This window comes from Zunongwangia pacifica (assembly GCF_023499215.1).
Classification (GTDB): Bacteria; Bacteroidota; Bacteroidia; order Flavobacteriales; family Flavobacteriaceae; genus Zunongwangia; species Zunongwangia pacifica.
The window spans coordinates 34,613-61,105 of record NZ_JAKHSK010000025.1; the positions used below are offsets into that span (position 1 = coordinate 34,613).

18 protein-coding genes are annotated in these 26,493 nt (G+C 37.4%); 13 read left to right on the top strand and 5 right to left on the bottom strand.

The window, feature by feature from the left end; translation table 11 throughout:
* Positions 1–107: 107 nt before the first annotated feature.
* The 3 genes from L1967_RS15610 to L1967_RS15620 form a co-directional block, all read right to left on the bottom strand.
* On the bottom strand, positions 108–2,510 hold the full coding sequence (locus tag L1967_RS15610; RefSeq protein WP_249602435.1) for a glycoside hydrolase family 31 protein: 2,403 nt from the start codon (positions 2,508–2,510) through the stop codon (positions 108–110).
* A 37-nt stretch (positions 2,511–2,547) separates the two neighbouring features.
* Positions 2,548–4,455: a 1,4-alpha-glucan branching protein GlgB gene (gene glgB / locus L1967_RS15615; RefSeq protein ID WP_249602436.1), complete on the bottom strand. Its 1,908-nt coding sequence runs from the start codon at positions 4,453–4,455 to the stop codon at positions 2,548–2,550.
* 232 nt (positions 4,456–4,687) lie between these two features.
* Positions 4,688–5,440: a DeoR/GlpR family DNA-binding transcription regulator gene (locus L1967_RS15620; RefSeq protein ID WP_249602437.1), complete on the bottom strand. Its 753-nt coding sequence runs from the start codon at positions 5,438–5,440 to the stop codon at positions 4,688–4,690.
* A 233-nt stretch (positions 5,441–5,673) separates the two neighbouring features.
* Between L1967_RS15620 and L1967_RS15625 the strand changes: the two genes are divergently transcribed.
* The 8 genes from L1967_RS15625 (at position 5,674) to L1967_RS15660 (ending at position 14,363) form a co-directional block, all read left to right on the top strand.
* The gene (locus L1967_RS15625; RefSeq protein ID WP_249602438.1) at positions 5,674–7,248 is read left to right on the top strand and encodes a glycerol-3-phosphate dehydrogenase/oxidase; all 1,575 of its coding nucleotides are present in this window, start codon (positions 5,674–5,676) and stop codon (positions 7,246–7,248) included.
* A 93-nt stretch (positions 7,249–7,341) separates the two neighbouring features.
* On the top strand, positions 7,342–8,835 hold the full coding sequence (gene glpK / locus L1967_RS15630) for a glycerol kinase GlpK (RefSeq protein ID WP_249602439.1): 1,494 nt from the start codon (positions 7,342–7,344) through the stop codon (positions 8,833–8,835).
* A gap of 13 nt (positions 8,836–8,848) precedes the next feature.
* Positions 8,849–9,589, top strand: coding sequence for an MIP/aquaporin family protein (locus tag L1967_RS15635; protein ID WP_249602440.1), 741 nt, complete (start codon positions 8,849–8,851; stop codon positions 9,587–9,589).
* Between the two features lie 4 nt (positions 9,590–9,593).
* Positions 9,594–10,379 (top strand): hypothetical protein, encoded by a 786-nt coding sequence (locus L1967_RS15640; RefSeq protein WP_249602441.1) that lies wholly within the window; start codon positions 9,594–9,596, stop codon positions 10,377–10,379.
* A gap of 214 nt (positions 10,380–10,593) precedes the next feature.
* On the top strand, positions 10,594–11,070 hold the full coding sequence (locus L1967_RS15645; protein WP_249602442.1) for a glutathione peroxidase: 477 nt from the start codon (positions 10,594–10,596) through the stop codon (positions 11,068–11,070).
* A gap of 6 nt (positions 11,071–11,076) precedes the next feature.
* Positions 11,077–11,517 (top strand): MarR family winged helix-turn-helix transcriptional regulator, encoded by a 441-nt coding sequence (locus tag L1967_RS15650; protein WP_249602443.1) that lies wholly within the window; start codon positions 11,077–11,079, stop codon positions 11,515–11,517.
* Positions 11,518–11,798: 281 nt separating this feature from the next.
* Positions 11,799–12,251: an RNA methyltransferase gene (locus L1967_RS15655; RefSeq protein ID WP_249602444.1), complete on the top strand. Its 453-nt coding sequence runs from the start codon at positions 11,799–11,801 to the stop codon at positions 12,249–12,251.
* A gap of 162 nt (positions 12,252–12,413) precedes the next feature.
* The gene (locus L1967_RS15660; RefSeq protein WP_249602445.1) at positions 12,414–14,363 is read left to right on the top strand and encodes a M1 family metallopeptidase; all 1,950 of its coding nucleotides are present in this window, start codon (positions 12,414–12,416) and stop codon (positions 14,361–14,363) included.
* Between the two features lie 155 nt (positions 14,364–14,518).
* On the opposite strand, the gene L1967_RS15665 is transcribed toward L1967_RS15660, so the two are convergent.
* Positions 14,519–15,949 carry a TonB-dependent receptor gene (locus L1967_RS15665; protein WP_249602446.1) on the bottom strand — a complete coding sequence of 477 codons (1,431 nt, stop codon included), beginning with the start codon at positions 15,947–15,949 and terminating at the stop codon, positions 14,519–14,521.
* A gap of 318 nt (positions 15,950–16,267) precedes the next feature.
* Here L1967_RS15665 and L1967_RS15670 point away from each other — a divergent pair, with 318 nt between their 5' ends.
* On the top strand, positions 16,268–17,779 hold the full coding sequence (locus L1967_RS15670) for a carboxypeptidase-like regulatory domain-containing protein (protein WP_249602447.1): 1,512 nt from the start codon (positions 16,268–16,270) through the stop codon (positions 17,777–17,779).
* Positions 17,780–18,021: 242 nt separating this feature from the next.
* Here L1967_RS15670 and L1967_RS15675 read toward each other — a convergent pair whose 3' ends face one another.
* On the bottom strand, positions 18,022–19,563 hold the full coding sequence (locus L1967_RS15675; RefSeq protein WP_249602448.1) for a SulP family inorganic anion transporter: 1,542 nt from the start codon (positions 19,561–19,563) through the stop codon (positions 18,022–18,024).
* A 268-nt stretch (positions 19,564–19,831) separates the two neighbouring features.
* On the opposite strand from L1967_RS15675, the gene era reads away from it, so the two are divergent.
* The 4 genes from era to L1967_RS15695 all read left to right on the top strand — a co-directional run bounded on the left by era (position 19,832) and on the right by L1967_RS15695 (position 26,400).
* Complete coding sequence (gene era, locus L1967_RS15680; protein WP_249602449.1) at positions 19,832–20,716, top strand: GTPase Era; 885 nt, start codon at positions 19,832–19,834, stop codon at positions 20,714–20,716.
* Positions 20,717–20,820: 104 nt separating this feature from the next.
* Positions 20,821–22,080, top strand: coding sequence for a cation:proton antiporter (locus L1967_RS15685; protein WP_249602450.1), 1,260 nt, complete (start codon positions 20,821–20,823; stop codon positions 22,078–22,080).
* Positions 22,081–22,157: 77 nt separating this feature from the next.
* On the top strand, positions 22,158–23,462 hold the full coding sequence (gene der / locus L1967_RS15690; protein ID WP_249602451.1) for a ribosome biogenesis GTPase Der: 1,305 nt from the start codon (positions 22,158–22,160) through the stop codon (positions 23,460–23,462).
* A 190-nt stretch (positions 23,463–23,652) separates the two neighbouring features.
* Positions 23,653–26,400 (top strand): outer membrane beta-barrel protein, encoded by a 2,748-nt coding sequence (locus tag L1967_RS15695; RefSeq protein WP_249602452.1) that lies wholly within the window; start codon positions 23,653–23,655, stop codon positions 26,398–26,400.
* Positions 26,401–26,493: the final 93 nt, after the last annotated feature.

Consider the following 26,493-nt stretch of genomic DNA (forward strand, 5'->3'; position numbering starts at 1 on the left):
TTTGCATTGAAAGAAACGGATTGGTGGGGACTAGGTCAAGCCAATCCGTTTTCTTTTGGTCTTTTTTTAAACTTTCGGGATCCATTTTAATGGATCCCGAAAATTAATTATTCCCCAATTAAATGTAAATCGGTAAAGTTTTCCTGTAAAATAATCGAATTACGTTCGTTATCGTAACCAATGCTTTCCAAACTTACATCTTCGTTATTTACAGTGGCCGATTTAATGGTAAAAGGCAATCCATGAAAGGTGATCTTCATGGTCTTTAAACTCGATTTATAAGTACCATTAACGTGTTGCTGAACAAAAATGTCGTTTGTTTTTCCTGTAAGTTTAAAGGTCCTAAAATTGAAAATACCCATTTTATAATCATAGCCATCATGATCATCTTCGTACAATACCGAATTTTGTTTTCCGTTTTTGTAGTAAATATCTAAGTTGATTTCTTCAATTTCAATTTCATCTACATATTGTTGTACAGGATATTTAGGGATTATCGCTCCTTCTTTTACGTAAATTGGCATGCTATCTAGAGGAGCGTCTACCCAAAGTTCTTTTCCACCTTCGATAACAGTGTCGTTCCAGAAGTTATACCATTGGCCTCTTGGAATGTACATTCTTCTTCCCTGTACGTTAGGTTCTTGTATTGGACAAATCAGAAAATGCTCCCCAAAGATAAATTCGTCTGATCTATAATGCGTTTGGATATCTTCCTGATCAAAATACACTAAAGGTTTAAGAATAGGAATATTATCTTTACAATATTGATAAAACGCAGTATATAAATACGGAAGTAACTGATAGCGTAATTCTACAAATTTACGAGTGATGTTTAGTACTTCTTCACCAAAGTACCAGGGCTCTTGTTCACCGTGATCTCCCGAAGAGTGTACGCGACAAAACGGGTGAAAAACACCAAGTTGAATCCATCTTGTAAATAATTCTCCTGTTGGCTGGTCTGCAAAACCACCAATATCGGTACCGGCAAAACTAAATCCGCTTATTCCCAAGCGCTGGATTTGGGTATTTGCAAGCCATAAATGTTCCCAGCTTGCCAGGTTGTCTCCCGTCCAGGTGGAACTGAAACGTTGCCCGCCAGAATAACTTGCCCGGGTAATCGTAAATGGTCGTTTAGGGAAAATATACTTTCTAACTCCTTCGTAAGTAGCTCTGGCCATTTGCATCCCGAAGATGTTATGTGCCTTACGGTGGCTGCATCTATTGCCATCGTAATCGTGCCGTACATCTAGCGGGAAGGTTTTTCCTGGTACTTCCATCACCGCAGGTTCATTCATGTCATTCCATATTCCTTTAATGCCAATTTCACCAATTAAAGTTTTATAGTGATCTGCCCACCATTCTCTAACTTTTGGATTAGTGAAATCTGGGAATACGCATTTTCCCGGCCATACTTTTCCCTGCATGTAAGGACCATCGGCACGTTTACAGAAATAATCTTTTTCTAATCCGTCTTTAAAAATCGGGTATTCATTATCAATCTTAATCCCGGGATCGATAATAGCTACGGTTTTAAAGCCATCTTCTTCCAGCTCTTCCACCATTCTTTTAGGCTCTGGGAAATAATCCTTGTTCCAGGTGAAGCATCTAAACCCATCCATATAATCAATGTCTAAATACAGCGCATCACAAGGAAATCTATTGTTTCTAAAGTTTGCGGCCAGTTCTTTTACTTTGGCTTCAGGGTAATAGCTCCATTTACTTTGGTGATATCCCAGTGCCCACATGGGGGGAAGCTCTGGCCTTCCGGTAAGATTGGTATATTTTGTAACTACATCACCAATTTTTGGACCATAGATAAAATAATAATTCATTTCACCACCATCTGCCCAAAAACTGGTTATATTTCGCCGTTCATGGCAAAAATCAAAATGTGTTTTAAAGGTATTGTCAAAGAAAATCCCGTAAGCTTTAGCACTATGAAGCCCAATATAAAATGGGATCGCTTTATATAATTCGTCCAGATCTTTTCCAAAAGCATACTGGTCGGTATTCCAGTTGCTTAGCCTTTTTCCTTTTAGGTTAAAGCTTGTGGGTTTATCGCCAAGACCGTAAAAGTTTTCCCCATCTACGGTGCTTTTACTCATTTTTACGTAGTTGCCGCCAAATTCAAAACTTTCTTCCCAGTGGAAACCAAGTTCGTCCTGTAGGATTAATGCACCCTCTACATCGAACATGGCAGTTCTCATGTCTTTTCGGGTGATTCTACATTTTATTTGTTCGGTGATGATCCAAATAAATTCATCATCTTCAGTAATATCCAGTACCGAATAGCCATGGGATTGATCCTGATCTATAGCGTAAGAGAAGTCATTTTCGAATATACCATCGGTAGCATACCTAAGGCGAAGCATGCTGTCTCGAACCACGGTGATTATTAGTTGTACACCATTTTCAGAAGTAAAACAAATAGAATCTCCGTTTTGTTCATAAGAAACCAGTTTAGAGGGGAATAGGTTTCCTTTCTTTTCTAATTCTGTATTTGTAATCATATTCTAGGTATTAAGAACATTTTTAAGGGGATTATTATTATTCTATACTGAAAAAGACAGCGCCTAGTGGCGGTACCGTTAAGGTAACCGAATAATCTCTCCCGTGAAATGCCTGATTTTCTATAGTTAATTTATTGTTTTTTACACCAGAACCTCCGTATTTAGAGTTATCGGTGTTTAATAGTTCCTTTAATTTTCCTGCGCTGGGAACACCAATTCTGTAATCTTTTAAAACCGTTGGCGTAAAATTGCAGATAATTATAAGGTCATTTTTTTGCTCTTTACCTTTTCTTAAATAGCATAAAACGGAGTTTTGAGCATCATTGTAAGATATCCATTCAAAGCCATCTGGGCTAAATTGTTTTTCGTATAAAGCAGGATGTTTTTTGTAAATCTTATTAAGGTCTTTTACTAGTGTGTTCAGTCCATTATGCATAGGATAGTCCAGTAAATTCCAATCTAAGCTACTGTTGTAGTTCCATTCTTCATATTGTCCAATTTCACCCCCCATAAAAAGTAATTTATTCCCGGGATGTGAGTACATATAGGCATACATTAATCTTAAATTAGCAAAACGCTGCCATTCGTCCCCGGGCATTCTCCCTAAAAGGGAATTTTTGCCATAAACCACTTCATCATGACTTAAGGGAAGCGTAAAGTTTTCGCTAAATGCGTAGGTGAGGCTAAAACTAATATCGTTTTGGTGATATTGGCGGTAAATACTATCTTTTTTAAAGTATTCTAAAGTATCGTGCATCCAGCCCATCATCCATTTCATACCAAAACCAAGTCCACCTAAATAAATAGGTTTAGAAACACCGTGATAAGCCGTAGATTCTTCGGCGATGGTTTGTACTCCTTCAAAACTTTGGTAAACTTCCATATTTAGATCCTTCAGGAAAGAGATGGCTTCAAGATTTTCATTTCCGCCGAAAATATTTGGTTCCCATTCTCCTTCTTCCCTGGAATAGTCTAGATATAACATTGATGCTACGGCATCTACCCGTAACCCATCGATATGATACTGATCTATCCAGAAAATAGCGTTACTTATTAAAAACGAACGAACCTCGTTACGTCCATAATTAAAAATAAGACTTTTCCAATCGGGGTGATAGCCTTTTCGACGATCGGGATGTTCGTATAGATGAGAGCCATCAAAACGACCTAAACCGTGATCATCTTCGGGAAAGTGAGAAGGCACCCAATCCATAATAACCGCAATATTTTTGCGGTGAAAAGCGTCAATTAGGTATTTAAATTCATCTGGGCTGCCAAATCTAGAAGTAGGCGCATAATATCCGGTTATTTGATAACCCCAGGAGGGATCGTAAGGATATTCCATTACCGGCATAAATTCTACATGGGTATATCCCATTTCTTTTACATAATTTACCAGCTCGTCTGCCATTTCTATATAAGAAAGAGATCTTCTTTCTTCACATTTTCGTTTCCAACTGGCTAAATGAACTTCGTACACCGAAATTGGTTGATCCAGGGCATTTTTAGTTTTCCTGCTGTTAAGCCATTTTTTATCTTTCCACGAATAATTGTCTTCCCACACAATCGAGGCCGTTGCCGGCGGATGTTCACATTTTCTGGCGTAAGGATCGGCTTTTTCGGTAATCATATTATCATTAGAGCTGCTGATCTTATATTTGTATCTGGAGCCTTTACCAACGCCTGGAATAAATCCTTCCCAGATACCACTGCTGTCCCAGCGAACAAATAATTGATGTTCATTGGCGGTCCAGTAATTAAAATCTCCTACTACAGAGACTTCTTTGGCAGAGGGAGCCCAAACGGCAAAATAAGTTCCTTTTTTACCATTAACTTCAAGGATGTGTGATCCTAGTTTTTCATAAATTCTGAAATGTTTACCGGCTTTAAATAAAGAAATATCGAAATCTGAAAATAAAGAATAAAGCTGTACTTCCTGCTTCATAAGGGTTGTAATTGGTTAGTGTTATTTTGAAGGTGGTTAACCTTCAGTTTGATTAATCGCCTTAAAAATAAGGGGATTATTACACAATCTTGGCCTTAAATTAGTGTTTTAATTCTACATCCCGAAGTTTTTAAAGTAATATTAGCTTTTAATTAAAATTGGCGGATGCCAAATAAAGAGGTAGGTTAAATAAACTTCAAAACCTTTAATTAAAGCAGGGCAGATATTATCATTATACGATACTAAGTTTTACGCCCATATCCCTAATTTTCTTGGCAAGGTTGGGAGAAACACCGCTATCGGTTATTACCTGATCTACCTGTTCTAACCCACAAATTCTGCCGAAACTTTTCTTGCCAAATTTAGAGGAGTCTGCCAAAATTATAGTGCGTTGTGAGGCTTCCATCATTTTTTGATTCAATAAGGCTTCTTCAAGGCTGGTCGTCGTGCACCCATATTCTAAATCTATGCCGTCAACACCCAGAAATAACAGGTTGCAGGAAATATGTTCTAAAATATGCTGCGCATAATGTCCTGTTACTGATGAGGAAGAATGTCTAAGATTTCCGCCAAGCTGTATAACCTGTATATTGTGATGGTTTAATAATTCTAAAGCTACGTTTAATGACGAGGTAATAACATTTAACGAACCCTTGTTGGTAATGGATTTTGCTAATTGCTGAACAGTTGTTCCTGAAGCAATCATTATAGAGTCATTATCATTTATTAATCCTGCGGCTTCTTTGGCGATATCTGATTTTTCTGAGACCGAAATTTTTTCCTTTTCATTTACGGGTCTATCGGTAATATAAGGGTTTTCTAAAGAAGCTCCGCCATGTGTCCTAAATAACAAACCTTTGTCTTCCAGTAACTTTAGGTCTTTACGAATCGTAACCGCTGAAACCTTAAGTTCTTCACAAAGCTCTGAAACCTCAACATGATGTTCGTGATTTAATTTGTCTAAAATTAGTTGATGTCTTTTCATAACAATGAATAATGGCCTATACAAATGTATAAAATTTGATGTTGCGAAGTACTGATTTTAAAACGAAAGTAAGTGAAAGTAAATTTATAATTAGGTAAAATTTAAGCTAAATTAGTGAGTACCACCCTTTCGTTAACACTTTCATTTGTTTTCTTTAACTAATATTTTGTTTCGAAATGTTTCGTTTTGATAAAATTTTATTATTTTAGCTAAAAATTATAAGATTCTATATTATGGCTGCTGAAAATATATACTCAAGAAAATCTTTAGTCGATTCGGTAAAATCTGTTGAAAAATGGGATGTTATTGTAATTGGTGGAGGGGCGACCGGTTTAGGTGTTGCTTTAGACAGTGTAACAAGAGGTTATAAAACATTGCTATTAGAGCAGGCAGATTTTGCAAAGGGGACTTCCAGCCGTAGTACAAAATTGGTACATGGAGGGGTAAGATATTTAGCGCAGGGAAATATAGATCTTGTTAAAGAAGCCTTGTACGAACGTGGATTGCTTAGTCAAAACGCACCACATTTAGTAAAAAATCAAAGCTTTGTAATTCCTAATTACAGATGGTACGAAGGGATGTTTTATACCGTTGGGCTTAAAGTCTACGATTTTCTTGCTGGTAAACTTAGTTTAGGAAAATCTACCCACATTAATAAAAAAGAAACGTTAAAGAGAATAACCACCATTCGCCAGGATAAATTAAGAGGCGGAGTGGTGTATCAGGATGGACAGTTTGATGACTCTCGTTTGGCGGTAAATGTGGCTCAAACCTGTGTAGAACATGGAGCTTCTGTTCTAAACTATTTTAAAGTAAATAACCTAATCATCGATAATAAGGTCATTAAAGGAGTTTCTGCCAAGGATATGGAAACTGGGGAGGATTATCAATTTCATGGTGATGCCATCATTAATGCTACAGGGGTATTTACCGATGAAATCTTGAAAATGGAGAATCCTAAAGCCCGCAACATGGTGAAGCCAAGTCAGGGTGTACACCTTGTTTTCGATAAATCTTTTTTACCGGGAGAAGATGCAATTATGATTCCAAAAACCGAAGATGGTCGTGTGCTTTTTGCAGTGCCATGGCATGACAAAGTAATTGTAGGAACTACAGATACCCAATTAGACGAACATAGTCTGGAGCCTTCAGCATTAGAAGAAGAAATAGAATTTATCTTAAAAACCTTCAATAATTATCTGGATAAAAAAGTAACCAGAGCAGATGTTCGCAGTATATATGCTGGTTTAAGACCGCTTGCCGCACCAAAAGATGGTTCAGAAAAATCAAAAGAAATTTCTAGAAGTCATAAAGTGATAGTTTCTGAAACAGGGCTTATTACTATTACCGGTGGTAAATGGACAACCTTTAGAAGAATGGCTCAGGATACCGTAAATAAAGCCATTTCCCTTGGTAAACTGCCTAAAAAGGAGTGTAAGACTAAGGATCTTAAAATTCATGGTGCTAAAGAAAACCCAGATCTTTCTAATCACTTATACATTTATGGAAGCGACCAGCCCGAAATTCATAATTTAATTAATGAGAATCCTAAACTTGGAGAAAAACTTCATCCAAGGCTCGATTTTCTAAAGGCCGAAGTGGTATTTGCCGCAAGGCACGAGTTGGCCAGAACCGTGGATGATGTATTGGCAAGAAGGGTGAGAATGCTGTTTATGGATTCTAAAGCAGCGATTGAATCTGCTCCTGAAGTTGCTGGTTTATTAGCTGAAGAATTAGGGAAAGATGAGACATGGAAAGAGAAACAAATAGCTGATTTTAAAGAAATAGCTAAGCATTACACGATTTAAATAACAGGAACCAATTTTATTAATCAAAATAGCTCTCGCCTAGGCGAGAGCCAGCGATTTCATTTTTTAGAAATCCTTAAAATACAAGTAATTATGGATCAGTACATGTTAGCCCTGGACCAGGGTACTACGAGTTCTCGCGCAATCCTTTTCGATAAAAAAGGGAGTATTGTATCGATAGCTCAAAAAGAATTTACGCAATATTTTCCAAAACCAGGATGGGTAGAGCATGACCCTAGTGAAATCTGGTCTACACAGGCTGGGGTAGCTGCCGAGGCAACTACAAAGCACGGGATGAATGGGAAAAACATTGCGGGAATCGGTATCACAAATCAACGCGAAACCGTTGTAGTATGGGATAAGAATACCGGAGATCCCGTTTATAATGCCATTGTATGGCAGGATAAAAGAACATCAGATTACTGCGATGAGTTAAAGGAAAATGGCAAAGCCGATTTGATTAAGAAAAAAACAGGATTAGTAATCGATTCTTATTTTGCCGGAACTAAAGTAAAATGGATTCTTGATAATGTAGAGGGGGCTCGTGAAAAAGCAGAAGCCGGCGACCTGATTATGGGAACTATTGATACCTGGCTAATCTGGAATTTTACAAAAGGAGAATTACACGTTACCGATGTGACCAATGCCTGTCGTACTTTATTTTTTAATATCAATACGATGGAATGGGATGACGAACTTCTGGAAATCTTTGATGTTCCAAAAAGCATGTTGCCAGAAGTTAAAGATTCCAGCGAAGTTTACGGGCATACCAAAACCACCGTTTTTGCTTCAAAAATTCCTATTGCCGGTATCGCGGGAGATCAGATGGCCGCTTTATTTGGACAAATGTGTACCAAAAAGGGAATGGTTAAAAATACTTATGGTACTGGTTGCTTTATGTTAATGAACATTGGGGAAGAACCCATAGTCTCAGAAAATAATCTTTTAACCTCTGTAGCCTGGAGAATTAATGGTAAAACCGAATACTGTTTAGAAGGTTCTATCTTTATCGCCGGTGCTGTGGTACAATGGCTACGTGATGGATTGGGAATAATCAAAAGATCTTCGGATGTTGAAAATTTAGCAGGTTCTGTAGATTCTACCGAGGGAGTATATTTTATCCCGGCATTTTCTGGTTTAGGAGCTCCTCATTGGAATCAAAAAGCACAAGGTACCATGTTTGGGATCACCAGAGGAACTACAGATGCCCATATTGCAAGAGCTTCTTTAGAAGCGATTGCTTACCAAACTATGGATATTCTTAAAGCAATGGAAGCCGATAGTGGGATAGATATTAAACAACTTCGTGTAGATGGGGGGGCTTCAGTTAACAATATGCTTATGCAATTTCAAAGTGATGTTTTAAATACAGAAACTGTACGCCCTGAAGTTACTGAAACTACCGCTCTTGGAGCTGCCTATCTTGCTGGTTTGGCCGTAGGATATTGGGATAGCATGGAAGAAATTGAAGAAATCTGGAAGATAGAAAAAGAATTTCAGCCTACAGAAAATCAGGATGCTGTAAAAGATGGAATTGAAGGTTGGTATAAAGCTGTAAAAGCTTTAGAAGAATGGACAAAACTTTAAACCTTTAAAAGTTATGACACCATTTATTGCAGAGATTTTAGGAACGGCACTACTTATTCTTTTAGGAGGCGGAGTAGTAGCTAACGTAAACTTGAATAAAACTATTGGTCACGGGAGTGATTGGATTGTGGTGACCACAGCATGGGGACTGGCTGTTTTTGCTGGAGTTGTAGTGGCAGGTCCATATAGTGGAGCACACTTAAATCCGGCCGTTACTATAGGCCTTGCTATTGGGGGATTATTCCCATGGGCCGATGTGCCAACGTATATTGCAGGGGAATTTATAGGAGCAATGCTGGGAGCATTTTTTGTATATCAAATGTATAAGAGTCACTTTGATGCTACAGAGGATGGTGGGGCAAAACGTGCAGTGTTTTGTACCGCTCCGGCAATACCCAATACTTTAAGGAATCTTATAAGTGAGATCCTGGGAACATTTGTTTTGCTTATTACGGTCTTCTATTTTGCTGATGCATCTTTTGAAACTCAGGCAGGAGCAACAACTAAAGTAGGTTTGGGAGCTATTGGAGCAATTCCCGTTTCATTTATCGTATGGGGTATAGGTCTTTCCCTTGGAGGGACTACAGGCTATGCCATTAACCCGGCTCGTGACCTTGGTCCCAGAATAGTACACGCACTTTTGCCAATTAAAGGAAAAACCGATAATGGTTGGGGATATGCCTGGATTCCCATTGTAGGGCCTATCATAGGAGCCACTATTGCAGCTGCCGTATTTTTAATTTTAGGAAAGTAATTCAATGAAAAATATACATTATTTATGCCTGCTAGGTCTTATCCTAGTGGGTAGTATCTCTCATGCTCAGGTGAGTGAAGAGAATATCGTAGAAGAACGAAACGAAAATGAAGTTGAAGACGATACTAAGTTATTTCATTTTAATCTTCAGCTAAAGAACATGCACCTCTGGAAAGGTTTGCACGTTACCGATGCGCCAATGACGGCTGCAGATATTAATTATACATCCAGGAATGGCTTTTTTAAAGCCGGACTTTGGGGCGGTAGGGGTTTTGATGGAGACTATACCGAATTTGATTATTACGTAAGTTTTATGCATAAGGGTTGGTCGTTATCCATTTGGGATATTAATAACTATAGTGATTACCCAGATGCTAAAATATTTGACTACGATCGCAGTACGACTTCGCATTTTATCGATGTGATCCTGGCGTATCAATTTCAAAAAGTACCGCTAAAATTATCATGGAGTACCATTGTTCAGGGTAGGGATACATATCTTAATGACGATGGGCAATTAAGAAATGCTTATTCTAATTATGTAGAAGCCAGTTATGTGATATTAAATGAGAGTAACTGGTCGTTATCTGGATTAGTGGGAGGTTCCTGGTCTTTTGCTCCACAAGATGCCCATTTTTACGGCGACGAAGCAGGGATTACTAACATAGGGGTAATCTATAACCGGGAGCTTAATGTGTTCGATAAATTTACCCTTCCTGTTTCTGCTACGGCAAGCTGGAACCCCGTGCAGGATTACGGAGCTATTCAGGTCGCTTTTAATTTATTCTGAAAAGGTGTATAGTGTTAAATTTCAGTAATTTATATTGAATTTTAAAAAAGATGGTTAACTTCAGCAGCCTTCGTATTTTTATCAATTTTTTTTCAGAAATTTGATCGAAGAAAAGCATAATATCCTCATAAAATAAATTTATGGGGATTGTTGTATTTTACTACTGAAATTAAGGAAATTTGATTTCGAAAAAGAAAATGGGAAAGTTTTTGCTATGAAAATTTATGATTTCGAAGTAAGTACTGCCAATGGGAAAATTCTTTATTTAAAAGAGTTTGAAAATCGACCAATTTTGGTTGTCAATACGGCTACAAAATGTGGCCTTGCGCCACAATTTGAAGGTCTGGAAAAACTACATCAACAATATAAAGATGCTGGTTTGGTAGTACTTGGCTTTCCATGTAATCAATTTGCAGGGCAGGAGCCAGAATCTAACGATACCATGGTAGAAACCTGTAAATTTAATCACGGAGTAACCTTTACATTAACCCAAAAGATCAATGTAAACGGCAGGGATACCCATCCCATATTCAAGTACTTAAAAGAACAATTGCCAGGAACATTTGGGAAAAGAATTAAGTGGAATTTTACTAAATTTATAATCGCTCCCAACGGAGAACCCTATAAAAGGTACGCTCCAACAACTTCACCAGAGAAAATAGAAAAGGATATCCAACAACTTCTAAAATAGCGCAAAATGACAACTAAATCTACCCTCACCTTAAACGAGCAACTTTGTTTCCCTGTTTATGGTTCAACCCGAATTATTTCCAGACTTTACCAACCGGTGTTAGCTAAACTTCAATTAAGTTATCCAGAATATCTTGTGATGCTGATGCTATGGGAAAATAATGAAGTTAATATTGGTCAGATTCGGCGACAACTTTATTTAAATAAAGAAAGCCTGATGCCTATTTTAAATACACTTCAGCAAAAAGATTTTATAAGTTTTCAGGCGGAAAATTCAGGGGTATTGGAAACTAAAATACAAATCACTAAAACAGGAAAAGCTTTAAAAACAAGGGCAAAAAGAATTCCATTTTCGTTATCCAGAGTGCTGAATACCCCGGTGGAAGAATTAGGAAGCATGCAATTGCTAATTAAGAACTTCTTAAATCGTTTCGAAAAGAAGAAGTAGTATTCGATATTTGAATGCCTGGAATGAATCATAATAAGCTATTGTCATCCTGAACTTGTCCTCGATAGCTATCGGGACAGGATCTCACCCTCAAGATTTTGTTTTTCAGTGTAGTATGAGATTCCGGATCAATTCCGATAGCTATCGGAACGGAATGACGAACAAAAGAAATATTACTAATTACGGATAATCAATTCTATATTAATAAGAATCGAAATTGTAAAGTTTAGGGCTAATATTTTAGAATTTCAGGATTGATTCTAAAATGATACCTTGCAGCCATGAAAGTGGATAATTTAGCGCAGGGCTTCTTCGGAATTGGGATCCAGAATGGTAAAACTCCTGAAAATTTAGGGGTATTATGGCGTTCTGCCCAAAATATGGGTGCAAGTTTTATTTTTACCATTGGTAACCGCTATGCAAAACAGGCATGTGATACCCATAAGGCCGTTGGTGCGATGCCGTATTTTCATTACGAGACTTTCGAAGATTTTTATGCACATTTGCCCAAAGGCGCTATGCTGGTTGGGGTAGAACTGGACGAGAATGCCGAGCCTTTGGAAACGTTTAAGCATCCACGGCGTTGTGTATATCTTTTAGGAGCTGAGGATCATGGCCTTTCTAAACAAGCGATAGAAAAATCACATTTTTTAGTAAAATTCAAGTCAACCTTAAGTCTAAATGTCTCTGTAGCCGGTAGTATTATTATGTACGATCGCAGTGCAAAGCAATAATTGAATTGCTCGTTTTTTATTCAAAATAAAATTGAGCGTGAAAATTATCGAATTTCAGAAGTAATTAGTTAATCGATTTATCTATTGATTTTCGTTGAGGTTTTAGTAAAATTTTCTTAATAGTTTATTTAAATTAGCTGCAGTTAAATAAAAATTTAAAAAATGAAATATTTTTCAAAGGCTTTACTGGCCTTGGCTTTCACAGGAGCCTTTAGCTTTTTGTCTCAGGCTCAGGAAGTCGTAGGGAGCAATCAGCAGGATTTTGATGAATTTATGGATCGAAGCGGTAATCGATACCGTTCGGCTTCTGGAGTACCAGGGCCAGATTACTGGCAAAATGAAGCCGATTATGATATTAAAGCAACTTTAGACGACAAGGCACATACGTTAAGTGGAGAAATTACGCTATCGTATATCAATAATAGCCCAGATGAATTACCTTTTATCTGGTTATATCTGGAACAAAACCGTTTTACAGAGAATTCCCGTGGAACGTTAACCACTCCAATTGGGGGTAACCGTTATAACGGAGATGTAGATGGGGGGTATGAAATTTCGAATCTTAAAGCGAAAACCGGTAGAAGTACTTCCTCAAAACATATCATCAACGATACCAGAATGCAGGTTTGGTTTGATGAACCCATTAAAGCGAATGGAGGTAAGGCAACGGTTTCTATGAATTTTACTTACAAAATTCCGGTAAAAGGAATGGATCGTATGGGGAGATTGGATGTAGAAGATGGTACAATTTACGCAATGGCACAATGGTATCCTCGTACGGCAGTTTACGATGATATCGAAGGCTGGAATGTAGAGCCGTATCTTGGTGCAGGAGAATTCTATTTAGAATATGGTGATTTTGATTATGAAATTACAGCACCGTGGGATCATATTGTAGTAGGTTCTGGAGAACTAGTAAACGAGCGCCAGGTACTTTCATCTAAATTAAGAGAGCGCCTGGATAAAGCGAGAAAAAGCGATGAAACCGTAACTATTGTTGGTGAAGACGAAATCACAGATGCTTCTTTAAGAGCAAAACAAGAAGGAACACTTACCTGGCATTTTAAAATGGAAAATACGCACGATGTTGCTTTTGCATCTTCAAAAGCATTTATCTGGGATGCCGCAAAAATCAATTTGCCAAGCGGTAAGCATATCCTGGCACAATCTGTATATCCAAAAGAAAGTGCTGGCAACGATGCCTGGGGGAGATCTACAGAATACAGTAAGCATTCTATCGAAAATTATTCCAACAAGTGGTTTGAATTTCCTTGGCCGGTAGCAACTAACGTGGCTGCGGAAATTGGAGGAATGGAATATCCTGGACTTAACTTTTGCGGTTGGAGAAGTAAAGGAGCATCACTTTGGGGTGTTACAGATCACGAATTTGGTCATAACTGGTTCCCAATGATCGTAGGATCTAACGAAAGAAGATATGCCTGGATGGATGAAGGTTTTAATACTTTTATCAACTATTACAGCACTCAGGAATTTGGAGAATACCCAACAAGTCTTAACAAAACAAGAAATATGACAGGCTGGTTTACGTCTGAAACCCGTGAGGGGATCGATACCTATCCAGATGTTACTAATTTAAGAAACCTGGGAATGACGGCGTATTACAAACCGGGAATAGGTCTTTTAATGCTAAGGGAATATATTTTAGGACATGAGCGTTTTGATAATGCCTTTAAATCGTACATTAAAACATGGGCCTATAAGCACCCACAACCTAAAGATTTCTTTAATCACATGGAAAATGTAGCCGGAGAGAACTTATCCTGGTTTTTTGGTAGTTGGTTCTACGGAACAGGAAATATCGATCTTGCTATTGAAGGAGTGCAGGGGAATGGAAACGGTAGCGGTTTTATTATCAATTTAGCGAATAAAGGAGAAGTGCCAATGCCGGTTAAACTAAAGATCACTTATCAGGATGGTTCTACAGAAGATCTAACGCTTCCAGTAGAAATCTGGCAACGTGGTGATAGCTGGAGCCATTTAGTGGAAACCGACAAAGCTCCTAAGAGCATTGAGATCGATCCAGATAAAATCTTACCAGATGTAGATTACTCTAATGATAGCTGGCCAGCACAGTCATTCTATCAAAACTAGAATTTGCAATAAGAGCATAAAAATCCCGGGAATACCGGGATTTTTTATTTTACTCGATAATCGAGATGGAGTACTGCCTTGATAACTCGAAATAAAAAATCTAATAAATAAGCTTGTGTTGAGAAGTTTAATAGATGGTTTAAGAAGTAAAATGACTACTTTTTGAACATCTGCTTTTCTTTAATAAGTAGGGTTACCGTTTCGGGAAGCATATCTTCCCAGCCGCTTTGGCCCTCGTGGATCATTTCGTGTATTTTTCTTGAATTGATATCTAAAGATTGTTCTTCAAAATCGGTAATATCGATAATACGATCGTTTTGTTTAAAGAAATTATATAAACCACGGGTATTATTATTAACCCTTAAATTTTTGGTAGAAAGTATTTTTCCTGTTTCTTCATCTTTGGCGGGGTACAGGTAGATATTTACATTTCGGGCAAATAAACTACCAAAAGCTTCTAAAATTCCGCCGCTTAATTCTTTGTAATATTTATCGTCAAAAATATCAATTAAGGTGCTTACCCCCATGGTAAGTCCAATTTGTTCTGAAGTAAACTGAGCAAAATAATTGACAACTTTATAATATTGCTGAAAGTTAGAGATCATTACCGTATGTCCTAAAGCACAAAGTAAGTCGGCACGATCTAAAAAGTCTTTTTCATCAATTTCGTCTCCTTCAGCTTTTAGGTTAAATAGCGTCATTTCAAAAATCACTTCAGTAGAAGATCGCTCTACTTTATGTTCCTCCATAAACATTTGCAGGGATTTTTCGTACATGCTAATGTTTACATTGGTTACGGGTCTAAAACTTCCGCGAAGCGTAAGGATATTTTTTTTATATAAAACATTTGCGGGTAGCACATTGTTCCCTGAAGGAGCAAACATTACCGCATCGGTCATTCCATTTCTTACCAGTTGCAAACTCATTAAGCGGTTATCTACCTCTTTAAAAGCAGGGCCGGTGAAATTAATGGTATCGATTTCAATTTTATCGGGACTTAAATGGTCATATAAGCGTTTTAGTAGCGTTTTGGGATCGTTATGATGGTAATAGGCAGCATAAATAAGATTTATACCCATAATCCCAAGGCTTATTTGCTGTTGTACGGCTTTATTTTCATGAAGCTGTACATGCATTATAATCTCGTTATATGCTCCTTTTGGAGTGGTTTGGTAACGAATCCCAATCCATCCATGGCCTTTATACTTTTTAGCCCAATCTATAGTCGCTACCGTATTCGCGAAACTAAAGAAAAGCTTATTGGGATGCTTAAGCCGTGAAATACGCTTTTCTATTAGTCCGGTTTCGTAAGCCATCATGGCTTTAAGTCGTGGTTCGGTTACGTACCTTTTGGCGGGCTCGGCCCCATAAATGGCATCGCTAAAATCCTTGTCGTAAGCACTCATGGTTTTTGCAATGGTCCCTGTAGGATTTGGTGCTCTAAAAAAGTTTCTTACTGTTTCCTGGCCGGCACCAATTTCAGCAAAAGTTCCGTAGATATTTTCGTTAAGGTTAATACGAAGGGCTTTATTCTGAATAGAAGTTACGCTGTTAAACTCCTTATCACCCTGAACGTTAATTGGCATAGATTAGACCTTTAGGCATTCATTTGCCTAAAAATACGATTATTCTAAATAGTGCGCGCTAAAGCAATGTTAGATATTTTATAATATTTATTGATGATAGGGCGTTAAGTAAACAAAACCAGCGGTTAACATCGATTAAAATTTCTAAAATTCCTGTAACAGTTTTTAACTCTAATCGTCTTTTAGATAGTTCTTTTAACTCAATAATCGAGATTAAATGATCAGAGGCTTGCCTCGAAATAAAAATAAGTTTATAACAAATGCCTTATGGGCTTACCCTTAGGTAGTTTACTTTAACTAAATATAACCATCATCAAAATGCGAACATTACTTATTAAAGCACTTTTGCTTATTTCATCCAGTGTTTTTAGCCAGCAGTTTGAAATTTCAGCCGTGTTGGCCGATGCTCAAACTAAAGAAACAATTCCTTTTGCAACCATTCAGTATGCTGAAAATAAAGGAGTGGTCACTAATGATGAGGGTGTTTTTGTGCTTCCCGAAGGGACTTCTGGCGAAACCAAAATTAAAGTATCTTCATTGGGCTATGAAGAAATTGAAATTGCTGTTTCAGATTTAAAAGACACTCTTTTTATAAAACCTTCTTCTATAGCATTAAGCGAAGTTTTTCTTTCAGACAAAAATCTTAGTGGAGAAGAAATAGTAGAGCGTGTTTTGGCTAAAATCGACTCGAATTATAATTTTAATTTTTCGAGAAAGCGCTTTTTTTACCGAAGCTCTTTTTTCAATAATATTAGTCGAATGGATATGGAAGTTGAAGAAAGCACTATTCCTGAAATTGATCAGAAATTTGTGGATAACGCACTACAACAAATCCCGCGATATGTAGATAGCTATACAGAATACCTTGGTGATTTTTATGGAAACTATGAGGAACAAAAAATTCAGCTCATCAAAATTGCAGATCTTTATAATCCCACCAACGAGCAGGGTGTGGAAGAATTAGGCAAGAGAATGGAACAAATCATTAGGGATAATCTTGGAGAAGATACCTATGTGAAAATAAAATCTGGGATTTTGGGGGTGAAAATGGATAGCGAAGAATTTCTTGAAGATATGGAATCTTCCAAGCCCAAAGAAAAAACACCTGAGGAGAAAGCCAAGGACAGTATAAAAAAATACGAAGATATTGCCAACGGTCTTAAAAGCCGGATTAATTCGAATTTAAAAGGAATGTTCTGGAAAGAAGATATCACGCTGGATATTTTTGAAAAGTCCAGAAAATATGAATTTGATGTTGAAGGTTATACCCAAATAGGCAATGATATTGCTTATGTGATTAATTTCAAACCAAAACGTGGTGCCGATTTTACTGGGAAAATGTACGTAAGTACTACTGATTTTGGACTTTATCGACTGGATTTCGAAAATGTAAAACCATTAAAAAAGTTTAAGATTTTTGGGGTGAGCAACAAAGAAGATGTGTATAATGGTAAAATGATTTTCGAAAAAGATGAAAAAGGAAAATATAACCCAAAGTATATAGAAAAAAGTGCCGGAAACACGTTTGGAGTAGACCGTCCTTTAACTTTACTGGTTAAAAAAGGCAGCTGGCTATGGAATAAACGTCTTAAAGAATTAGATCTGGAAATGGATATTGTTGCCAGCAATGTTTCTAAATATCAATGGATTATTTATGATGAAGAAGATTTAAGTAAAGATGCCTTTGCTGCGGTTAAAACCAATATTAATTTTGATTATCAGAAATTTAAAAAATATAATCCTGAGTTTTGGGATGGATACAATATCATGGAGCCTAACCAGGCCATTAAATCTTTTAGTTCTTTAGACAAGTCTGAAGAAACCAAATAAGGAGCTTTTACTCGATAACAGGGATATCTCTCTGAATAAAAATTAATTTCTAACAAATCCCTCATAGGGTTACCCTGAAATCTATCATAAAAAAAGGCTTAAAACTTATCGATTTTCGATGGTTTTAAGCCTTTTTTCTAGGAGGGTAAATACCCCGAGGCTTGCCTCGGAATTGAAATTTTGTGTCTATCGAATGCTTCGTGGGCTTACCCCGAGGTAGTTTACTTGTGGTAAGATCAAGATTATTTTATATTATCGGTAACCACATGGTACGTGGGATCTTCTATAATATTTACCTCGATAATAGCATCGGCATTGCTCAACAAACGTCGGCAATCTTCACTAAGATGTCTTAAATGTAATTTCTTGCCCTGTTTGGCATAGCGTTCCGTAAGTTTATTTACGGCTTCGATACCAGACATGTCTACAATTCTACTTTCAGAGAAATCTACGATAACTTCTTCAGGATCGTTTAAAACATCAAATTTCTCATTAAACGCAGTGGTAGATCCAAAGAAAAGCGGACCGTAAATTTCATAATGTTTTATGCCATTTTCGTCTATTCTTTTGCGGGCTCTAATTCTTTTGGCATTATCCCAGGCAAACACCAATGCTGAAATAATCACTCCAATAAGTACAGCGAGCGCTAAATTGTGAAGTAAAATGGTAATAAATGTCACCACGACCATCACAAAAATATCGTGTTTAGGCATTTTGTTAAGGGTTTTAAAACTTGCCCATTCAAATGTTCCAAAAGCTACCATAATCATAACCCCCGTAAGTGCGGCCATAGGCAATAATTCGATTACCGGGGCACCCACAAGAATGATAACCAAAATGGTTATGGCGGCGATGATCCCTGAGAGTCTAGCCCTAGATCCCGACGATAAATTTACCAGGGTTTGTGCCAGCATTGGGCAACCACCCATTCCGTAAAAAAATCCGTTTGCAATATTTGCGGTTCCCTGCGCAACACATTCTTTGTTGCTACGGCCGCGGGTTCCGGTAATCTCGTCTACCAGGTTTAGGGTAAGTAAGCCTTCGGTTAAACCAACCGCAGCCATAATGAGTCCATAGGGGAAAATAATTTTAAGTGTTTCAAAAGTAAAAGGGATCTGCGGAATATGAAACGGGGGTAAGCTTCCGCTCACCGAAGCAATATCTTTAACCTGTTTGGTGTCAATTCCGAAGAAATAAACAATGGCAAAAACCACCAATATCGCCACTAAAGATGGCGGTACTGCTTTCGTAATTTTGGGAAAAATAAGAATTATGGCAATCGTTAAGGTAACTAAAGCCAGCATGATAAAAAGCGGGCTACCCGTTAGCCAGGCTTTTTCGCCGTTAATAATGGTCTTAAATTGCTCTAACTGGGCAGAGAAAATAATGACAGCCAGCCCGTTTACAAAACCAAACATCACCGGTTGCGGTACCAGCCTGATAAACTTACCAAGCCTAAAAACACCTACGGCAATCTGGATAATCCCGGCCATCGCTACGGCAGCAAAAACATATTCTAAGCCGTGTGATTTCATTAAAGCGATTAAAACCACCACGGTGGCACCGGCACCACCAGAAACCAAACCAGGGCGGCCTCCAAAAATTGCAGTGATTATCCCCATAATAAAAGCAGCATATAAACCAACCAGCGGCGGGAAATCTGCAAGGATCGCAAAAGATAGCGACTCTGGGATCATGGTCATGGCTACGGTTAGCCCGGCCAGGATCTCGGTTTTATAATTTACTTTTTGGGAGAAATCAAAGAGGTTGAAAACTTGTTTCATGTTGAATTTTTTTGCGTGCTTTTCCTGATATTTAAATGCTTAGCTTTAAATTTTTGGAAGCCGCAAAATTATATAATTAAATTTAATAAGAAAGAAGACGACTTAAAAGCCTTTAATTTTTAATGGTATCGTAATATAAAACACTGGTTATTATGTAATTCGTAGTGATTTTTGAAGAAAAAGCATGCCTTTTTTAACGGGAAGTTCAAATTATCATTTCGTTTTAGGATGCAGTAATTAAATAAAATACCTTTGTAAAAAAATCAGTATGGCACATAAAGCAGGTTTTGTAAATATTATAGGGAATCCAAACGTAGGGAAATCGACATTAATGAACGCTTTTGTAGGAGAGCGATTATCAATTATCACTTCAAAAGCACAAACTACAAGACACCGGATCTTGGGCATTGTAAATGGCGAAGATTTTCAGGTGATTTTAAGTGATACCCCGGGAATTATCAAACCCGCTTACGAGCTTCAGGAATCGATGATGGATTTTGTGAAATCTGCTTTCGAGGATGCTGATATCCTGGTGTATATGGTAGAAATCGGAGAGCAGGAATTAAAGGATGAAGCCTTTTTTAGAAAAATTGTTCATGCTGAAATCCCTGTATTATTATTGCTGAATAAAATAGATAAATCTAATCAGGAACAACTGGAAGAGCAGGTGGGTTTATGGAAAGAAAAAGTGCCAAATGCTGAAATTTACCCAATATCTGCGCTTGAAGGCTTTAATGTTTCTGAAGTTTTTAGCCGAATTTTAGAATTATTGCCAGAAAGTCCTGCGTTCTATCCAAAAGATAGTCTTACCGATAAGCCAGAACGTTTTTTTGTAAATGAGATTATTCGTGAAAAAATTCTACTGCATTATAAAAAAGAAATTCCTTACGCGGTAGAAATAGAAACCGAAGAGTTTTTTGAAGAAGAAAAAATTATAAGAATGCGCAGTATCATCATGGTAGAGCGCGATACCCAAAAAGGAATTATTATTGGGCATAAAGGGAATGCTTTAAAAAGAGTAGGGGTAGAAGCCCGTGCCGATTTAGAGAAATTTTTTGGGAAACAGGTGCATTTAGAATTGTATGTAAAAGTGAATAAAAACTGGCGTAGCAACGATAGACAACTAAAGCGTTTTGGCTATTCTAAAGATTAGGCAAAAACTCCCATGTTTTTAATCTTTCGTTAAAAAGCCGGTAAATAAAGGCGTCGCCGGGGATATTGATTTATATTTAAACTGAACTATACTTCAGCAAAAATATGAGTCCCTTTATTATTCTTACCATCATCATTTTTTTAGCCGCATTGTTTGGCTATGTAAATGTTCGGTTTTTAAAACTACCAACCACCATTGGCTTAATGCTAATTACCATTGTTTTTAGTTTGGTCATTTTTGGGATTAGTTTTTTTGATGATACCCTTTTGGATATAGAAGGGTATATCATTACCAAACTAGATTTTAGGACGCTTCTTTTAGATGTGATGTTAAGCTTTCTATTATTTGCAGGGGCATTACATACCAATTTCGAGCAATTAAAGGTGCAACGCTGGCCCGTGATCGTTTTTGCGACATTGGGCGTTTTGGCCTCAACTTTTCTGGTAGGAACAGCCGTTTTTTATATGCTTCCTTTATTTGGATTACAGGTAAGCTATATTCATTGTTTATTATTTGGAGCTTTAATTTCTCCAACAGATCCTATTGCAGTGTTGGGTATTTTAAAACAAGCCGGAGCCCCAAAAAAATTAGAGACAAAAATTGTAGGAGAGTCCTTGTTTAACGATGGTGTTGGCGTGGTTGTATTTTTGACGATTTTTAATATCGCCGAATCTGGCGGAAGTGAAGAAAGCACCGGTTTTTTACATATTCTTGAACTTTTTGGAGCCGAAGTTATTGGCGGAATAGGCCTGGGGCTGGCTATAGGTTATATAACTTATCTTTTAATGCGTTCTATAGACGATTATGATACAGAGGTGATTATCACATTGGCAGCAGTAATGGTAGGAACGGCTGTAGCCCAAAAGCTACATTTTTCAGCACCTCTAGCGATGGTTACTGCCGGTTTGTTGGTGGGCAATGATACCGTAAGACAATCAACCATGTCTGAAATGACCGAAACTTACGTTGATAAATTTTGGGAGCTTATCGATATTCTTTTAAATACCATTTTATTTGTATTGATAGGGATGGAAATTTTAGTGCTTACCTTCGATCTAAACTATGTTTTTGCAGGATTAATGGCAATACCTATTGTATTAATTTGCCGTTATCTCTCTTTGTTATTGCCCATAGAATTTTTTAAAGATCGATTGGGATTTGTGCCTAAAACCAATCTTATCATGACGTGGGGAGGATTACGCGGAGGGATCTCGATTGCATTGTGCCTGGGGCTCACCCAGGATATGGAACGTGATTTATTTTTGGTGATTACCTATGTTATAGTCATTTTTTCTATTGTAGTGCAAGGATTAACCGTTGGGAGGCTGGTAGAGAAAACTCAGAATACTCAGCTTAAGGAATAACCCTACTTTTAAATTCCTGAAAGTTTATTGTTTAAAGTTCGGTTGTTAAATACTACCTTTGCCAATAATTTTTAGATATGAGTGGTATTGTTGCTATCGTAGGAAGGCCTAATGTTGGGAAATCTACTTTTTTTAACCGTTTAATACAACGTCGTGAGGCGATTGTAGACTCGGTAAGTGGGGTAACCCGTGATCGACATTATGGAAAATCTGACTGGAATGGTCGTAATTTTTCACTAATCGATACCGGTGGTTATGTAATTGGTAGTGATGATGTTTTTGAGGCTGAAATCGATAAGCAGGTAGAACTGGCCATAGGCGAGGCCGATGCTATTATCTTTATGGTCGATGTCGAGTCTGGGATTACACCAATGGACGAAGATGTGGCTATTTTACTTCGAAAGGTCAATAAACCGGTATTTTTAGCTGTAAACAAAGTAGATAACAATAAACGTTTAGAAAACGCTGTTGAGTTTTACGCTTTAGGTTTAGGAGAATATTTTCCTATAGCCAGTACCAATGGTAGTGGGACGGGAGATCTTTTAGATGCCGTAATCGAATCTTTACCTGAAGAAACTTATCAGGAAGAAAGTGAATTACCAAGATTTGCCGTGGTGGGACGTCCAAATGCAGGAAAATCTTCTTTTATAAATGCCTTAATTGGTGAAGATCGTTATATCGTTACCGATATTGCAGGAACTACACGAGATGCTATAGATACCAAATACAATAGATTTGGATTTGAATTTAATCTGGTAGATACGGCCGGGATCCGTAGAAAATCTAAAGTAAAGGAAGATTTAGAGTTTTATTCGGTTATGCGCTCTGTAAGGGCTATAGAAAATGCCGATGTATGTTTATTGGTTTTAGATGCCACCCGTGGTTTTGATGGGCAGGTTCAAAATATATTCTGGCTTGCACAACGTAACCGCAAGGGGATTGTGATCCTGGTAAATAAATGGGATTTGGTAGAAAAAGAGACCAATACCATGAAATCTTATGAGCAGATGATCCGTAGGGAAATCGAACCTTTTACCGATGTGCCGATTATCTTTATTTCTGTCCTAAATAAACAACGAATTTTTAAAGCGATAGAAACTGCCGTTAAGGTTTTTGAAAACCGAAGTAAAAAAATTAAGACCAGAGAGCTTAATGATGTGATGCTTCCTATTATAGAAAGTAATCCACCACCAGCAATTAAAGGCAAATATGTAAAAGTGAAGTTTTGTACACAGTTACCTACGCCACAACCGCAATTTGCATTTTTCTGTAACCTTCCGCAATACGTTAAAGATCCTTATAAACGATTTATTGAAAATAAACTTAGGGAAGAATTCGATTTTAATGGTGTGCCAATAACGGTGTACTTCAGAAAAAAATAAGGATTCAAAACTCTTAAATATTTGAAGGATTCTTGGAAGGTTAAGCCTTCTAAGGATCCTTTTTTAGTTAAATATTTAAAATGTTTGATGTTTTATTAAACGTTTTTCGTTTCACAAAGTCTAAAGGGATACAAACTCACACCACAATAGTTGAAGTAAACCTTAACCGAAAATTTAAAAACATCAATCAATGAAATTTTATCTTTTTATCGCGTTTCTTTTTATTACCGCGATAAGCTTTTCCCAGGAGTTCGAATGGACTGGGAAAGTATTGGATCCAGATGGGAATCCGCTTGAATCTGCTACTGTTTATGTAGAAAAACCATCAGATAGCACCTTAGTTACCTATACCATTTCAGAATCCACAGGGAACTTTAAACTTTCAGGAAGATCTAAAGAAAAGCGTTTAAACCTTTTGGTGTCTTATGCCGGTTTTAAACCCTTTAAGAGAGTTGTTGAGGTTAAAGAAGGGACTCAAGATGTTGGTGAGCTCAAAATGGAACTCCAGGATAATCAATTGGGGGAAGTCACGGTTGTTGCTTCGCGTCCGCCATTAACCTTAAAGAAAGATACCCTAGAATTTAATGCCGATAGTTTTAAAACCAGACAAAATGCGAATCTGGAAGAATTACTGGAAAAACTACCCGGTGTAGAGGTGAATTCAGACGGGGAGATTACCGTAAATGGGAAGCCGGTATCGAGTATTAAAGTTAATGGGAAAGAATTTTTTGGGGACGACCCGAAAATCGCCACGAAAAACCTTCCGAAGGAAATCATAGAAAAAATTCAGGTCTCCAATCAAAAAACAAGGTCTGAAGAGTTTACCGGGAAAGCAGGAGACCCGGATAATAAGACCATAAATATCACGATTAAAGAAGATAAAAATAAAGGCTATTTTGCCAGGGCCAGTGTGGGCGGAGGTAGCGATGGAAGATATGAACTTAGTGGTATCGGGAATATTTTTAAAGATGATATGCGTTTAAGTATCCTGGCCAGTTCTAACAACATTAATAGTTCAGGATTTAGTTTTGATGAGGTGTATGGAATGATGGGAGGATCTGGAGCCCGCTCTGTTTTTGGCGGAGGTGGAGGCGGTGGTATTACCAAGGCTGAGACCGCCGGATTAAATTATACGAACGAATGGAACGATAAATATGAGCTTAACGGGGATTATTTCTTTGGAAGGAATGATACCAGGCAGGAAACGGCTATCCAACGGGAAAATATATTACCAGATCAAACCTTCTTTACTAATTCTAAAAGTTTTAGCAACCTTACAAACGATAACCATCGCGCAAATGCAAGGTTTGAAATAGAATTTGATACCCTTACCAAGCTTTCTGTTTCCCCAAGGGTTACTACAAATACCGGCTTTTCTGAAAGAGGAAGTTCTTCTGAACGAATAAGCAAAGAAGGGGAATTGGCGAATAACTCGACCACATCTGAATCTGAAGATATTGTAAGCAATAACTTTAGTAATAATGTCGATTTTGTAAAACGCTTCGGGAAACGTGGTGCTTATCTTCAGTTAGAATTTAGAAACTCTTATGATACCCGGGAAAATGATAATTATTTTTATTCAGAAAGTTTTGATTATAGGGATGGAGAGGAAATTTCAAAAATTCAGGATCAGTATATAGATGAAGATTCTGATACGCAGAATTATTCTGCCGGAGTATCCCAGCGTAGTGTACTATCTGATGACTTGTTTTTGGATCTTTCCTATAACTTCTCTTCTAATATAGATAAGAATAAGCGTTTTGTTTACGAAGCTGATGATAGCGGTAATTATATCGTTATTAACGACACTTTAAGTAGTGATTTTGAAGTACAAAGCAGGCAGCATACCCCAAATGCCGGGATCAATTACGAAGGTGATGTATGGCGGGTGGATACCAATATTGGTCTTTTAAATACCACTTTAGAAAACAATAATTTCCTGTCTGAAACATCCTTTAGTAGTACCTATAATAATCTTTACGTAAGAGCGCGGGTACGATATGAGGTAGAGCGTTCTAAAAGTATATCTATAGATTATTCTACCAATGCAAATGTTCCCTCTTTACGGCAATTGCAACCGGTAGTAGATCTTACCAATCCTAATAATATTATCACGGGTAATCCTAATTTAAGGCCTTCTTACAGTCACAATATCCGTGGAGGTTATCGTAATTTTGACTTCTCTACGCGTAGTGGAATATTTAGTTATTTTAACCTGAGTTTTACAGAAAATAGTGTGGTGGCAAAAACAATCACCGATACTCAGGATTTTTCTAGAACAACAACTTATACCAATGTAGATGGCGTAATGTCTGCCGCACTTGGTCTTTTTTACAACAAACAGAAAAAGAACGAAAATAAAGAATTTAGATATCGATTATCTTTAAACACAAACTATAATAAAAATGTAGGTTTCTCGAATGGGACAAAGTTTAATTCAGAGAATATATCAGTTTCACCTTCGGTAAGACTTACCTATGCGATAGAGGATATTGTCGAAATTAATCCTGAAATTGGCATAGATTATAATAATTCAAATTATACGCTTAGTACCCTTAACGATCAGGAATTTATAAATCAGCGAGCGGGATTAGAAGTCACTACCTACTGGCCCAAAAATGTGGTTTTTGGAAACGATATTTCGTATAATAAATTCGGTAATGTTTCCTCTGAATTTGATAATACTTCGATTTTATGGAATACCAGCTTAGGGTATCAGTTTTGGGAGGACAAAGCCAATATTAAAATTAAAGTTTATGATGTATTAGATCAGGTGATTAATACCAGAAGACAAATTGGGGACGATTATATCCAGGACACCAACAGTTTAGTGCTTACCCAATATGCGATGTTGAGTTTTACGTATAACCTGAAGAATTTTGGCGGTAAAAGCTACGGAGGACGAGGAGGAAGAAGACCGCCACCACCACCAAGATAATTGATCTAATAATTGGATAAAAAAATGCCCAATCTTAGCTATAAAATTGGGCATTTTTTTATGTAATTTCTACTAGTGATTTTATTTGTTCGG